The sequence below is a fragment of the Streptomyces sp. NPDC002773 genome (assembly GCF_040295605.1).
Taxonomy (GTDB): domain Bacteria; phylum Actinomycetota; class Actinomycetes; order Streptomycetales; family Streptomycetaceae; genus Streptomyces.
Genome location: NZ_JBEOVO010000004.1, coordinates 28,213 through 42,523, shown reverse-complemented (window position 1 = coordinate 42,523; position 14,311 = coordinate 28,213). Strand labels below are relative to the sequence as shown.

Below are 14,311 nucleotides of genomic sequence, written 5' to 3'. Positions count from 1 at the left end.
CGCGTTCGGGGACACGCCGCGACTCAGGGGAAGGAATTCCGTGGGGGTGTCACAGCCGGCGCGGCGGCCCGGGCGCCGGGCCGCCGCGCCGGTGTCACGGGTGTCAGCCGCTCGTGTTGAGGACGAACTGCGAGCCCGGCTCGACGCAGGTGTTGCCCTTCGCCGAGTTGGTGATGGTCACGCCGGACAGGGTCGCGCTGCCGCGGGCGCCGCCCATGGCGAGGATGCCGCAGCCGTTGACCGACTTGTCGATGCGTACGTTGGTGATCTTCACGTTCGGCATCTCGCCGCCACCCGTCTTGAACTGGATGCCGTCGTACGTCGAGTCGAGGATCTCGGTGTCACGGATCGTGACGCCGGGGATCGGCTGGCCCTGCGCGAACAGGGTGATGGCACCGAACTCCTGGTCCTCGTTCCAGAACGCGCCGCCGGTGCGGTGCAGGGCGTTGTTGGCGATGAGGGTCTGCCCGGAGAAGGGCAGCGGGTCGTGGTCGGTCGCCAGCATGATCCCCGGGTAGTTCATGGTGTCGGAGATGATGTTGTTCTCGATGGTGTTGCCGAAGCCGCCGTAGATCGCGATGCCGTTGGCCCGCCACGGAAGCTGGATCGTGTTGTTGCGGAAGTGGTTGTTGGATCCGATGTCCACCGAGGTGTCCTTGACGTACTTGCTCGCCCAGACGGCCAGCGCGTCGTCGCCGTTGTTCCGGAAGGACGAATTGAAGACGGTGGAGTTGCGGGTGCCGTTGGCGAAGTTGATGCCGTCGGCATACGTGTTGCGGATCCGCATCCCACTGAACTCGACGCCGTCACCGGGGCCCCACAGCTCGGGGATGTTGGTGTAGTCGCGGCCGGCCCAGACGCCGACGTTGGCGTGCTCGATCCAGACGTTGCTGATCTTCGTGCCCTTGCCGAAGCGCCCGTTGAGGCCGACACCTCCCTCTTCGTTCGCGTTGTTGCCGCGGATCGTGCCCGAGCCGAAGATGGCGATGTCGGAGATCTGGGTGTTGTGGTCGATGTCGAAGCCGAAGTTGCCCTCGTGCGGGTGGTTGATGCCGCCCGCCTGGTGCGGCGGGGTGAGGGTGTACAGCTGGGAGTGCCACATGCCGGCGCCCCGGATGGTGACGTCACGGATGCCGACCGTGTTGTAGATGCCCCGGTTCAGCGGGTCGTCGGTCAGGATCTTCTGCTCCTGGCGCCACTGGCCCGCCGGGATCCACACGCAGGAGATCTCGCCCTTCTGGTCGGCGGTCACCGCGCGCTGGAGGGCGTCGGTGTCGTCGATGCCGTCGTTGGGCACGGCGCCGTACTGGGTGATCGACACGCAGCCGGCCGGCTGGGACGCCGGAGGCGCGACCTGCTCCAGGTCGATCAGGTCGAGGATGTAGTAGGCGGCCGTGTCACCGGCGTCGCGCTGGAGGCGGAACTTCGTCCCGGCCGGGTACGACTTCGACAGCAGGGCGTTGGATTCGTCGAACAGGCGCCGGGCGTCGCCGCCGGGCCGGTTGACGAGCCCCTCCGGGTCGTCGGTGGTGCCGTACAACCAGCTGTGCTTGGACGACAGGGTCAGCTTCCGGACGAAGACGTCGTCCGCGTACAGGCTGATCGTCGCCTCGGCGCCGCCGCCGGCCGGGGCGTCGGGGATCGAGTTGCGTACGACGATCGAGTTCGCGGCGTTGGTGGAGGTGAACTCCACGTACTCACCGGTGGAGTTGAGGCGCACCGACTTGCGGCCCGAGGACTCGGTGGCGAAGTTGGTGTGGCCGAAGGTCCGCTTGGCGTCGGAGGTGAGCAGGGTCCCCTGGTAGCGGGCGTCCTCCGCCTCGTACTCGGTGTACGGGACGGCCGCGCCGCGGCCCACGACGAGGGAGCGGGCGAAGACGTTGTTGCTCTCGTCGGTCTCGGCGACCGTGCCGGTGGCGTCGGCCGTGGCGGTCAGGGTGGCGCCGCCGCTCGTGGCCGTCCAGGTGCCGGTGAGCGCGACGGTGGCCGTCTGGCCCGCGGCGACGGCACCGGTCGTGCCCTGGAGGGTGGTGCCGCCGACGGTCATGCGCGTGATGCTGCCGGCCGGGACGCCGGTGGTGCCGCGGTTGTGGACCGCGACCGTGAAGGAGACGGGCGCGCCCACGGCGGGCGCCGACGGGTTGGCGGTGATGCCGGTGACCCGCAGGTCCGCGCCGGGGCTCTGGGAGACGGTCAGCTTGGACGCGGCGGTCCGGCTGTTGTTGGTGTTGTCCAGTTCGGGGACGGTGTCGGTCGGGTCGGCGACGGCGGAGAGGGTGTACGAGCCCATCGGGCGGCGCCCTATGGGCACGTCGACGGTCGCGGACGCGCCGGCGGCGAGGGAGGCGACCGGAGCGGAACCGGCGACCGTGCCCTCGACGCTCACGTTCACCGTCGTCGCGGGGGCGGGGGCGGTGCCGGCGTTGCGGACCGTGGCCTTGACCGTCACCGCGTCCGATTCCGACGGAGACGACGGGGACCAGGTCAGGTCCGTGACGACGAAGTCGGCGGCGGGCGCGGCCTTGCCGAGGACCTGGATCTCGGCGATCTGGGCGCCGGGGGCCCCGGAGTTGGAGAAGAAGTTCAGGCGCAGGTCGGCGACACGGCCGGTCACGGGGATGACGACGGAGTTCTGGCCGGACGACGGGCTGAAGGCGTAGTCGGTACGAGCCTTGAGGGAGGTGAACTGGGTGGCCGCGCCCGGCCGCCCCTGGACCTCGAACGACTGGGTCCTCGGTCCCCAGACCTGGTCGGGGTTCAGCTTGACGACCACGGCCTCGACGTCCGCGTCGGCGCCGAGCTTCACCGTCAGGCCCGACGGGAAGCCCGCCGACTCCCAGTACGTTCCGGTGTTGTCGTCGTTGGCGTTCGGCGCGACGTAGTTCTGCGCCGTGGACGTCGCCTCGACGGGCTTGCCGCGTGCCAGGTTGGTTCCCCCGACGGGCGGGTCGACGGGCCCCGGCCCGTCCTCGTCGCCGTAGATCTCCAGCTCCGACAACTGGGCGGCGTTCCAGCCGGTGTTGGAGGTGACCTGGACCCGTACGTACCGGGCCTCGGCGGTGGGAAGGTCGATGGCCACCGTGTTCGCCGCCGACGGGTCGAACGCACGGGCCTGGGCGGCGGCGAGGGGGGTGAAGGAGCTTCCGTCCGCGCTGCCGAGGACGGCGAGGGACTGGGAGCGCGCCTCCCAGCCCGTGGGCAGCTTCAGCGCGACGCGGTCCAGGGCGACCCGGGCTCCGAGGTCGACCTGCACCCACCCGGAGGATCCCAACGGGCCCTCCCAGTAGGTCTGCTGGCTTCCGTCGGTGACATGGGTCGCCGGGTAGCCACTGAGGGCCCCGCCGGCCGTCGCCGCTCGGCCGAGCGCGAGATTCGTCTCCCCCGCCGCCTGGGCGGGGACGGGGAGCAGGCCGACCGACAGCAGGCCCGCTGTCAGCAGACCGGCCCCCAGTCGCCTGCTCGGATGTGTGCCTCTCATGGTGACCTTTCCGCGATACGGGGCACGGTGCGTGTCCTGCGCTCGTCTTCCGGATCCGGCCGCGGGCCGTGCGCACGCGGGAACCTGGGGCAGAGCGGACGGGACACGCGCCGGAGCCCACGAAGGCTCTGAATGAGAAATGCGGCGGCGCTCAGCTAAATTCTTGAGTGAATCTGTGACTCATTTGCGCCGACAGGCAGACAGGTTTCTACCACGTGACGAGTTTGTCAACGGTTCGGTCACCTTCGCGGCAGAGGCAGAGGCAGGGGGCGGAGGGAAACGCCGACGGCACCGGTATCGGAGCCGCTGGAGCGGCGGTGATACCGGTGCCGTGGGTGACGCGGGGTCAGGTCGGGGAGAGGGACGGTCGGTCGCGAGCCCGGCTCGCGGGACCGGTCAGCGGGCCGGCGGCGGAGCCGTGGAGCCGCGGACGACGAGTTCCGGCTCGAAGAGCAGCTCGCCGGGGTGCGACTGCGCGCCCTGGATCTGGGCACACAGCAGATCGACGGCCGCGCGGCCCATCGCCTCGATGGGCTGGCGCACGGTCGACAGGGGCGGCTCCGTGCAGGTCATGAAGGCCGAGTCGTCGAATCCGACGACCGACACGTCGGTGGGGACGACGAGTCCGCGGCGGCGGGCGGCCCGCACGGCTCCGAGTGCGAGCGGGTCGCTGCCGCACACGATGCCGGTGACGCCCCGCGCCAGGAGGCGCGTGGTCGCGGCCTGGCCCCCTTCCAGGGAGAAGATCGAGCGCTCCACGAGCTCCTCGTCCCACTCCATGCCGGCGGCCTTGGCGGCCGTCTGCGCGGCCTCGAGCTTGCGACGCGACGGAATGTGGTCGCCGGGGCCGAGCACCAGACCGATCCGCTCGTGGCCCAGGGACGCGAGGTGCCGCCACGCCTGCTCGACGGCGACGGCGTCGTCGCAGGCGACGCAAGGAAAGTCGAGACCCTCGATCGAGGCGTTGACGAGCACGACCGGGATGTTCCGCTCGGCCAGCAGGTGGTAGTGGTCGTGCGGTGCGTCGGCCTGCGCGAAGAGACCCCCGGCGAAGATCACACCGGAGACGTGCTGCTGGAGCAGCAGCTCCACGTAGTCCGCCTCGGAGACACCTCCCCTGGTCTGGGTGCACAGCACGGGGGTCAGCCCCTGCTGTGCCAGCGCACCACCGATGACCTCGGCGAACGCCGGGAAGATGGGGTTCTGCAACTCCGGCAGCACGAGGCCCACGAGCCGGGCGCGTTCTCCTCGCAGCTGCGTGGGCCGCTCGTACCCCAGGACGTCGAGGGCCGTGAGCACGGACTGGCGGGTCGTCTCGGACACCCCGGGCTTGCCGTTGAGGACACGGCTGACCGTTGCCTCGCTGACCCCCACCTTCTTCGCCACTTGAGCAAGTCGTCGCGTCATGTACGCAAGACTATCGCAAGCGTCGCAAGCGGATTGCGTCCATTCTCTCTTTCGGCCAACATTCCGGCGAAAGCGCGTCGCGGAGACCGTTCGACCGGAAGCTCAGGCGCGGAGCCACACCGCCGTGTCCCGGGGCAGCAGGCCCTCGGAGTCCAGAGGCCCGCTGGCCAGGAGCAGCCGTCCGTGCGGCGGGAGGACGGCGGGCTCCTCGGAGAGGTTGACGACGCAGAGGAGGCCGTGGCCCCGGTCGAAGGCGAGGACGCCCTCCGGCGCGGGCAGCCAGGACATCGGTCCGTCGCCGAAACCGGGCTCCGACCGGCGCAGGAGCAGCGCTTCCCGGTAGAGCGCGAGCATCGAGCCGGGGTCGGCGGTCTGGCGGTCTACGGCGTACGGTGCCCAGTCCTCGGGCTGCGGCAGCCAGGGCTCGTCGCCCGCGCCGAAGCCGTACGACCCGGTCTCCGCCTCCGCCTCCCAGGGCAGCGGGACCCGGCAGCCGTCGCGGCCGGGATCGGTGCCGCCGGAGCGGAAGTGCATGGGGTCCTGGATGCGGTCGAGCGGTACGTCCGCCTCGGGGAGGCCGAGTTCCTCGCCCTGGTAGAGGTAGACGGAGCCGGGCAGGGCGAGGGTCAGGAGCGCGGCGGCGCGGGCACGGCGGGTTCCGAGCGCCAGGTCGGTGGGGGTGCCGAACCGCTTCGTGGCGAAGTCGAAGCCGGTGTCGGCGCGTCCGTAGCGCGTGGCGGTGCGCGTCACGTCGTGGTTGCAGAGGACCCAGGTGGCGGGGGCGCCGACGGGGGCGTGTTCGGCCAGGGTGTCGTCGATGGTGCGGCGGAGGCGGTCGGCGTCCCAGGGGCAGGAGAGAAAGTTGAAGTTGAAGGCGGTGTGGAGTTCGTCGGGGCGGAGGTAGCGGGCGAAGCGCTCGGAGTCCGGGAGCCAGACCTCTCCGACGAAGACGCCGCCGTATTCGTCGGCAAGGGCGCGCCAGGAGCGGTAGATGTCGTGGATCTCGTCCTGGTCGATGTACGGGTGGGGGTCGGTGCCCTCGACGAAGTCGCGGAGGTCGGGGTCCTTGGTGAGGAGGGCGGCGGAGTCGATCCGTACGCCGGCGACACCGCGCTCGAACCAGAAGCGGAGCACGTCCTCGTGCTCACGGCGGACCTCGGGGTGGGACCAGTTGAGGTCGGGCTGCTCGGGGGTGAAGAGGTGGAGGTACCACTCGCCGTCCGGGACGCGGGTCCAGGTGTTCCCGGAGAACTGCGACGGCCAGTCGTTGGGCGGGAGCTCGCCGTTCTCGCCCCGGCCGGGCCGGAAGTGGAAGCGGGCCCGCTCCGGGCTGCCGGGGCCCGCCTTCAGGGCCTCACGGAACCATGCGTGCTGGTCGGAGACGTGGTTGGGGACGATGTCGACGATGACCCCGATGCCCGCCTCACGCGCCTCCGCGATGAGTTTCTCGGCCTCGGCGAGGGTGCCGAAGGCGGGGTCGACGGCGCGGTAGTCGGCGACGTCGTAGCCGCCGTCGACCATCGGCGACAGGTACCACGGCGTGAACCAGAGGGCGTCGACGCCGAGTTCGGCGAGGTAGGGCAGTCTCGCTCTGACGCCCATGAGGTCCCCGGTGCCGTCGCCGTCACCGTCGGCGAAGCTGCGCGGGTACACCTGGTAGATGACGGCGTCGCGCCACCAGTCGTCGGTGCGGGGGGTGTCAGGGGCTGCCACGTGACGGTCCTTTCGGGCAGGGAGGAGTACTTCGCCGCCGGCCCGGAAGCTGCGGGGCGTTCGGACGGGCCGGCGGCGAAGGTTCGGTGGTCGAGCGGGTCGCGGCGGGTGGGCGTCAGCCCTTGAGCCCGCCGGCGGTGAGGCCGCTCATGATGTTGCGCTGGAAGATCAGGAAGATGAGCAGGGTCGGCACGGAGGCGATCGTCAGGGCGGCGATCAGCACGTTGACAGGCACGCCGTTGGACAGCGAGTAGATGCCGACGTTGAGGGTCTGCTTCGACGGGTCGGGCAGGGTGAGCATCGGCCAGAGGAAGTCCTTCCAGACGCCGACGACGGCGAAGATGGACACCACACCGAGGATGGGCCGCGAGACGGGCAGCACGATCGACCACAGGATCCGGACGGGGGACGCGCCGTCCATGGAGGCGGCGTCCAGGATCTCCTTCGGGATCGAGTCGAAGAAGCGCTTGAGCAGGAAGATGTTGAAGGCGTTGGTGACCGCGGGCAGCCAGATCGCCCACGGGGTGTTGAGGAGGTTCCGCTCGATGACCGGGACGTCCAGGACCGTGAGGTACTGGGGTACGACGAGGACCGTGGCCGGGATCATCAGGGTCGCCAGCATCATGCCGAGGATGACCTTGCCGAGGACCGGGCGCAGCTTGGACAGCGAGTACGCGGCCGCCACGTCGAAGACCAGCTGGAAGGCGAGCGCGCCGAACGCGTAGTAGAGGGTGTTGAAGAGGAGGGAGGCGAGGTCCATGACCTCCCAGGCCCGGGTGTAGTTCTCCGGGGTGAAGGTTCCGGGCACCAGGGTCGGCGGTGTCTGGATGACTTCCTGGGCGTCCTTGAACCCGCTGGACACCAGCCAGTACATCGGGCCGAGGAACGCCAGGGTGAAGCCGCCGACCACCAGGGCGAAGACGGTCCAGTAGACGGCCTTGCCCCGCGGTCTGGCGAGGGTGGCCGGTGAGATGAGTGTGCGTGTCGACATCCTGGTCTCCCCGGTTCCTACTCGTCCTCGGCGCGGCTGAGCTTCACGTACGCCGCCGAGAATCCGGCCAGGAGTACGAGCAGGAGCAGGCCGAGCGCCGCGGCGGCACCGTAGTTGTTGAAGTTGAAGGCGTACTGGTAGATGAGGTAGACGACGGTCGTGGTCGAACCCTCGGGGCCGGCGCCGCCGGTGAGCAGGAACGGCTCGACGAAGACCTGCATGGTGGCGATGACCTGCATGAGGAGCATCAGCGACAGGATCAGGCGGGTCTGCGGGATGGTGACGTGCCAGATCTTCCGCAGCAGGCCGGCCCCGTCCAGGTCGGCCGCCTCGTACAGCTCCCCCGGTATGCCCTGCAGGGCCGCGAGGTAGATGAGGGTGGCGCCGCCCATGTTCATCCAGGTGGAGGCGATGACGACGGAGAGCATCGACAGGTCCGGGTCCTGGAGCCACTGCTGTTCGGGCAGGTGCAGGAAGGCGAACAGCTCGTTGAGGAGGCCGTAGCCCGGGTCGTAGAGGTACTTGAAGAGGAGGACGGAGGCGACCGGCGGCAGCATCACCGGGAGGTAGACGAGGAGCCGGAGGTAGCCCTGGCCGTGGTGGAACTCGTTGATGACGACCGCCACCACGAACGGCACCGCGAAGCCGAAGACCAGGGCGAGCAGGGTGAACAGCAGCGTGTTGCGCCAGGCCTGCCAGAAGGCCGGGTCGTTGAAGACCGTGACGAGGTTGTCAAGACCGACCCAGGTCGTCTGTCCGCCCTCGGTCTTCTGGAAGGCCAGGAAAAACTCCCTGATCATCGGATACCAGGAGAACACGGCGAAGCAGAGGACCGCGCCGATGAGGAATCCATGGGCCGTCAGGTTGCGCCGCAGGCTCTTGCCGAACGGCGCGCGGGGTGCCGCGGGGGCCGCCTCGCGCGGCTCGGAGGGGCGGGGAGGTGCCGCCTTGCTCGGGGTCAGGCTGGGGGCCTGCATCGTCGCTCCTTGGTACTGGTCTGCCGTATCTGCTGCCGGGGCGGGGCGGGGCGGGGACGAAGGCCCGCCCCGCCCCGGTGGGGTCACTGGTTGGCCAGCACTTGGTTGACCTGTGCCTCGGCGGTGGAGAGGAGCTTGTCGATGTCGGCGTCCTTGTTGGTGAGCAGGCCGGACATCACGTTGTCGAGGACCTTGTAGACCTCCTGCGCCTTCGGCGGCTCGGCCTTGCCCGCGACGGGGTTGTCCATGAAGGACTTGAAGTTCGCGACCGGCATGGTGGCGTGCGTGACGCGGTCGGCGTCGTCCTTGGCCTTCGACCCGTTCAGCCAGAAGTTGGGCTGCGGAATGCCGACGGGCAGCTTGTCGGCCTTGGTGCGGGCCCAGTCGAACTGGCCCTTGCCGACGGAGAGGTTCTTGAAGTTGAGCCAGGCGACGGCGGCCTTGATCTTGTCGCCGGAGATGCCCTTCTTGATCATGTAGCTGTTGCCGCCGGCGAGGGTGCTCTTCTCGCCGGGGATCGGGCCCATGCCGAAGTTCTCGTACTTCGCGCCCAGTTGCTGGACCATGTACGCGATGTCGTCGGGGGCGGCGAGGAACATGCCGAGCTTGTCGGTGGCGATCTGCTTCTGGAGGTCGCCCCACTTGAGCAGCTGGGTCTTGCCCATGCTGTCGTCCTCCCAGCGCATGGCGTGGAGGTTCTTGGCGACCTGCTTGCCGATCTCGTTGTTGAACGCGGCCTTCTTGCCGGTGGCGTCGACGACCTCGCCGCCGACGCTGTACATCTGCGCGGTGAAGTGCCAGCCGCCGGTGTTGCCGGCGCTGTACTCGCCGAAGCCGGCGATGCCCTCGCCGAGGCCGGCGATCTTCTTGGCGGCGGTACGGACCTCGGCCCAGGTGCGCGGCGGGGCATCGGGGTCGAGACCGGCGTCCTTGAAGAGCTTGCGGTTGACCAGCAGGCCCATGGTGTAGTTGCTGGTGGGCAGTCCGTAGAGCTTGCCGTCCTGCTTGAGGGAGCCGAGGACGTTCGGGTCGATGTCGCCCAGGAGCGGCACGGTCTTGTCGTTGACGTACGCGGTGATGTCCGCGGCGCCGTCCTCGGAGAGCACCTGCGGCAGGTCGGTGAAGTAGGTGTAGAAGACGTCCGGCTGGGACTTGGCCTTGAGCATCGCGGTGAAGCGCGGCGGTTCCAGGCACTGGCCGGGAGTGGAGCGGCCCTCGATGGTGACGTTCGGGTACGTCTTGTTGAACGCGGCGACGTCCTCCTTCCACTCCTTGAGCTCGGCCGCCTTCGCCGCCGGGGGCATGCAGTCGATCGTGAGCGTCACCTTGGTCTTCGGGTCCAGCGGAGCGGTGGGGTCGGAGGATCCACCGCCCTCGGAACCGCCGCTGCCGTCGTCGCTGCTCGTGCCGCAGGCGGCGAGTGCGGTCAGCGTGAGCGCGGTGACGAGGGTGACCGCGCTGGCGCGGCGCGTACGGCGGAGCCGGGCACTTCTCATGAGTGGTCCCCTTCGGGCCATGAACGTGGAGGTGGCCCCACCGCCGGTGCGTTGTGGGGCGCGGCACACTCAACCACCCCCAACAAGTGAACGCAAGATATCGCGCTCATTTCGTAATTGCTCGACAAAGTTGAGTCTCTTGGTCGAGAGCCTCCTGCCGTCCGGCGCGGATCAGACCTCGCGCCACTTCGCCTGGCCGAAGGAGAACACCCCGAAGAGCACGAGCCCGACGGCCACGGCGATCAGCAGCCACGGGCCCGCCGGGGTCTGCGCGAACGAACGGATCGCGTCGTCCATGCCCTTGGCCTCGACCGCGTCGAACGCGAGCGACGCCTTCAGACCGGAGAAGCCGAGGGCGGCGAAGACGAGCCCGCGGCCGACCCCGCCGGCCACGCCCGTCACGTCCATCAAGCGGCGCTGGTACGACGGCATCCGACCCCACGCCAGACGCTTCCGGTACTTCCGCGCCACGGCCCGGCCGGCGATCCACAGGCCGGCCCCCAGGAAGCCGGCCGCGACCGCGCCGACCCACCACTGGCCGCCCGGGAGACCGAGGAGGCGTCCGGTGACGTCCTGGCTCTGCCGGTCGGTCGCGCCCGCTCCGCTGCCCCGGTCCCCCGTCGCGAAGGACAGGACGAGGAAGGAGGTGACGGCGTAGAAGGCGAAGCGGCAGCCGGACAGGGCGCGTTTGCCCGGCCGGTCGCCCTTCGGCCCGGCGGCACCGAAGAGCGCCTCCGAAAGGCGCCACAACGCCATGCCGGCGAGGCCGATGCCGAGGGCCCAGAGGAGTACGGCACCGAAGGGTGTCGCGGCGACGTCACCGAGCGCCCCACCCCGGTCGGCCTGTTCGTCCGAACCCGTCACGCCGATCCGTACGGCCAGCGCCCCGATCAGCAGGTACAGCACACCGCGCGCCGCGAATCCCGCCCGGGCGCCCGCTCGTACGAACTCTCCACGTGCGGCTCTTCTCGCCGCGGCCGCCGACGAACCCGTTGTGGTCATGTCCGGTCCTCCCCTTGGGTCAGAACCTTCGGGTGCCCCGCCCTTCCCCGCCGAATCCGCCGAGGCCGCCGAGGCCGCCGAGGCCGCCGATCTCGCCGATCCCGCTGAATCCACCGAATCCGCCGAAAGTGGCGTTTCAAGTGCCGACGACCGGTCAGCCGACAAGTAACGACTTGTCCACCTACACATCAGGAGGACCGATGGACAGCTGGCGCGCAGCCGCGGCCTGCCAGAACGTCGACCCCGACCTCTTCTTCCCGGTGGGGACCGGCGCCCCCGCCCTGGTCCAGGCCGAGGAGGCCAAGGAGGTCTGCCGGCACTGCCCCGTGCGCGAGGAGTGCCTCCGCTGGGCCATGGACGACTCCCGCCAGGTCACGGGGGTCTGGGGCGGGCTCGACGACGACGAACGCCGGTCCCTGAAGCGGAGGTTGCGCCGTGCGGTGCACGCAGGGGAACGGCCTCACCGGTAGGGGGGGATCCGGTGAGGCCGTTCGTTCGGTTCTCCTGGAGGGCTCAGGCCTCCAGGGGGGCCAGCATCCCCTTGCGCAGGCGGGCCAGATTGCGCGAGAGCAGTCGTGACACCTGCATCTGGGAGACGCCGAGCTGCTTTCCGATCTCCGACTGCGTCAGTTCCTCGACGAACCGGAGGTGGAGCAGCAGACGGTCCCGCTCGCCGAGTTCCTCCAGGAGCGGGGCGAGAGCGTGGAAGTCCTCGAAGAGTTCGAGCGCCGGGTCCTCTTCGCCCATGAGGTCGGAGAGCATGGCGCCGTCCTCCTCGTCGCCGCCGACCGCCGCGTCGAGCGAGGTGGACCGGTACGCGTTGGAGGCGATACGCGCCTCGATGACCTCGTCCTCCGAGAGGTCCATCAGGGCCGAAAGCTCCGCCACGGTCGGTGCCCGTCCGAGGCGGGAGCTCAGCTCCTCCGTGGCCTTGGCCAGCTCCACCCGCGCCTCCTGAAGCCGGCGCGGTACGTGGACGGCCCACGAGGTGTCGCGGAAGAAGCGCTTGATCTCGCCCACGATGCAGGGGACGGCGAAGGTGGTGAACTCCACCTCGCGGGAGATGTCGAACCGGTCGATGGCCTTGATCAGCCCGATGATGCCGACCTGGACGATGTCCTCCATGTCGTCCCCGCGGGCCCGGAAACGCCCGGCCGCGTAACGCACGAGCGACATGTTCATCTCGATCAGCGTGTTGCGCGCGTACTGGTAGTCGGAGGTGCCCTCCTCCAGCTCGGCCATCCTGCCGAAGAACACCTTCGACAGTTCACGCGCGTCCTTCGGTGCTATCGCACGGGGAGCTTCTACGACGGGCAGGCCCCCCACAGTCGCTTCGGTGCGATCCTTCGTCTCCGTCTGCACTGCAGTCGACACTCTGCTGACCCCTTAGTTCCTAGGCAACCCGTATCTCCCCCGGGCGGCTCGCCTACCCCGGCTCTCCCGGATCATGCACAGGAGTTTTGAAACGGGACTTCCGTCCTTCCGGTGCCGGCGCGGCCACCGGTTCCGCCACCGGCTCAGTCGGTCCCGACGAGGGACAGACGCGCCTTGACCCGCTTCCCCGTCGGGTGCGGCTCCACACTCACGCTCTCGCAGACGGCGACGACGATCTCGACCCCGTGCTGGCCTATCCGGCCCGGGTCGTGGCCCCGCGGGACGGGCGACGTCTCCACGCGGTCGAACACGGAGATGTCCAGCGCGTCCTCGAACAGTTCGAGCAGCAGTCGGCAGGGGCCGGGCGCGTGGCGTACCGCGTTGGTCACCAGCTCGCTGACCACCAGGCGTGCCAGGTCGACCCGCTCACGGGCCACCGGCTCACGGGCCACCGCCGGTGAGGCGGCGAGGAAGTCCGCGGTGAAGGCGCGCGCGGACGCGATCATGCCGTCGTCGGCGTCCCCGACGTCGTAATCGACGCTCACGGACAGCACGGGCTCTCGAATCGCACGCTCGGTGGCGATCGCGTCCGTCATCGGCTTCCCCCTTCCTCACACGGCTTCGTGCCGTGCTTCGCACACACCTCGTACTCCGCCCTTCCCCCCTTTACCCTTTCCATTCCCTCCGCACCGGAGAATGCCGCCCCCCGCCAGTCCAGACAGAGCACCAGGATGTCGTCCGGCAGCCCGCGGTGCGTCTCCCGCAACGCCCGTACGACGGCCTGAGGGGTGTCCGCACCGCTCAGCTGCCGGGTCCGTTCGATGGCCCGGCCGACCGAGTCGTCCAGGGCCCCGTCACCGCCTCCTGGCGGCGGCTCGCCCCGGTCGCAGGCGACGAAGAGCAGCCGGTCGCCGGGGAGGACGCGCAGGCGCTGGGTGGCGTAGACGGTGTCCTCGAACATGCCGAGGGGCAGCTGCCGCTCCAGGTCGAGCCGCTCGATCGCGGCTCCGCGCCGCCGCCAGACCGTCGGCGAGCCGGCGTCGACCACCTCCGCCTCGCCGGTGGCGAGGGCGAAGCCGAGCAGCAGGGCGGAGAGGGACCGCTCGCCCCGGTGCTGCCCGTAGAGCGCCTGGTCGGTGAGGCTGGCCTGTCCGACGAGGTCGAGTCCGGCGCGCCGGGCGTTGCGGATCGCGTTGAGGGCGAGGGTGCTCACCAGTGCGGACGGGGTGCCGGGGCCCGTGCCGTTGGCGACGACCAACTGGAGCCGGTCCTCCGTCACGGACCAGTCCAGGACGTGCCCGCCCGAGCTGTAGGAGGGCTCCCAGTAGGCGTGGAGGTCGAACTCCGCGGCTGTGCAGGCCCGCCCGGGGAGCGTGCCCCACTGCATCTCCGCGGCGACGGTGAGGGGCCGGGCCCCACGGGTCCGGTGGTAGAGGTCGGTGTGACGGTCGGCGACGCGCAGCGCGTGTCCCAACGTCTCGGCGACGGGGACGAGGTCGGCGGTCGTCGTCGGTGTGACCCGGTCGGAGGGCAGGACCACCACGAGAACCCCGTACCTCTCGCCACGAACCGTCACAGGAAGGTACGCGGTCGCCGTGGGCCCGTCACCACCGAAAAGATATGGTTGCTGTGTGGCGAGGACGCGGCCCGCGGGCCCTGACCCCACGGCCACGTCCTGCACCACGGCCGGAGCCTGTACGGGCTCGACGGGGCGCAGCGTCGTGAGCCCGTAGTCGACGAGCAGGAGGTCGGCGGAGAGCGCGGCGACTTGCTGTGCCAGATTGACACGGAGGGAGTCCAGAAGCCGGTGTGGCGGCGCCCCGCGCAGTGCGCGTTCCACTGTCACGCGTCGATCCACCGCATGCGTACCGCC

At 69.9% G+C, this 14,311-nt stretch carries 11 protein-coding genes; 1 reads left to right on the top strand and 10 read right to left on the bottom strand.

The window, feature by feature from the left end; genetic code table 11:
* Positions 1-103: 103 nt before the first annotated feature.
* The 7 genes from ABT034_RS07200 to ABT034_RS07170 form a co-directional block, all read right to left on the bottom strand.
* A complete protein-coding gene (locus ABT034_RS07200; RefSeq protein ID WP_351212175.1) occupies positions 104-3,478 on the bottom strand; it encodes a CARDB domain-containing protein in 3,375 nt (1,124 codons plus the stop codon).
* Positions 3,479-3,874: 396 nt separating this feature from the next.
* Positions 3,875-4,885, bottom strand: coding sequence for a LacI family DNA-binding transcriptional regulator (locus ABT034_RS07195; protein ID WP_351212173.1), 1,011 nt, complete (start codon positions 4,883-4,885; stop codon positions 3,875-3,877).
* 102 nt (positions 4,886-4,987) lie between these two features.
* Positions 4,988-6,598 carry a glycoside hydrolase family 13 protein gene (locus tag ABT034_RS07190; protein WP_351212171.1) on the bottom strand — a complete coding sequence of 537 codons (1,611 nt, stop codon included), beginning with the start codon at positions 6,596-6,598 and terminating at the stop codon, positions 4,988-4,990.
* A 115-nt stretch (positions 6,599-6,713) separates the two neighbouring features.
* A complete protein-coding gene (locus ABT034_RS07185; protein ID WP_351212169.1) occupies positions 6,714-7,589 on the bottom strand; it encodes a carbohydrate ABC transporter permease in 876 nt (291 codons plus the stop codon).
* A 17-nt stretch (positions 7,590-7,606) separates the two neighbouring features.
* Positions 7,607-8,566, bottom strand: a complete 960-nt coding sequence (locus tag ABT034_RS07180; protein ID WP_351212167.1) for a carbohydrate ABC transporter permease — start codon at positions 8,564-8,566, stop codon at positions 7,607-7,609.
* A gap of 83 nt (positions 8,567-8,649) precedes the next feature.
* Positions 8,650-10,062 (bottom strand): extracellular solute-binding protein, encoded by a 1,413-nt coding sequence (locus ABT034_RS07175; protein ID WP_351212165.1) that lies wholly within the window; start codon positions 10,060-10,062, stop codon positions 8,650-8,652.
* Positions 10,063-10,233: 171 nt separating this feature from the next.
* A complete protein-coding gene (locus ABT034_RS07170; RefSeq protein WP_351212163.1) occupies positions 10,234-11,064 on the bottom strand; it encodes a DUF1206 domain-containing protein in 831 nt (276 codons plus the stop codon).
* 200 nt (positions 11,065-11,264) lie between these two features.
* On the opposite strand from ABT034_RS07170, the gene ABT034_RS07165 reads away from it, so the two are divergent.
* Positions 11,265-11,534 (top strand): WhiB family transcriptional regulator, encoded by a 270-nt coding sequence (locus ABT034_RS07165; protein WP_351212161.1) that lies wholly within the window; start codon positions 11,265-11,267, stop codon positions 11,532-11,534.
* Positions 11,535-11,577: 43 nt separating this feature from the next.
* Here the strand turns inward: ABT034_RS07165 and ABT034_RS07160 are convergent, their stop codons facing one another.
* The 3 genes from ABT034_RS07160 to ABT034_RS07150 all read right to left on the bottom strand — a co-directional run bounded on the left by ABT034_RS07160 (position 11,578) and on the right by ABT034_RS07150 (position 14,284).
* Positions 11,578-12,390: an RNA polymerase sigma factor SigF gene (locus ABT034_RS07160; protein WP_351212624.1), complete on the bottom strand. Its 813-nt coding sequence runs from the start codon at positions 12,388-12,390 to the stop codon at positions 11,578-11,580.
* Between the two features lie 191 nt (positions 12,391-12,581).
* Positions 12,582-13,034 carry an ATP-binding protein gene (locus ABT034_RS07155; RefSeq protein ID WP_351212159.1) on the bottom strand — a complete coding sequence of 151 codons (453 nt, stop codon included), beginning with the start codon at positions 13,032-13,034 and terminating at the stop codon, positions 12,582-12,584.
* Positions 13,031-14,284 carry a PP2C family protein-serine/threonine phosphatase gene (locus ABT034_RS07150; protein ID WP_351212157.1) on the bottom strand — a complete coding sequence of 418 codons (1,254 nt, stop codon included), beginning with the start codon at positions 14,282-14,284 and terminating at the stop codon, positions 13,031-13,033. The genes ABT034_RS07155 and ABT034_RS07150 overlap by 4 nt, the downstream gene beginning before the upstream one ends.
* Positions 14,285-14,311: the final 27 nt, after the last annotated feature.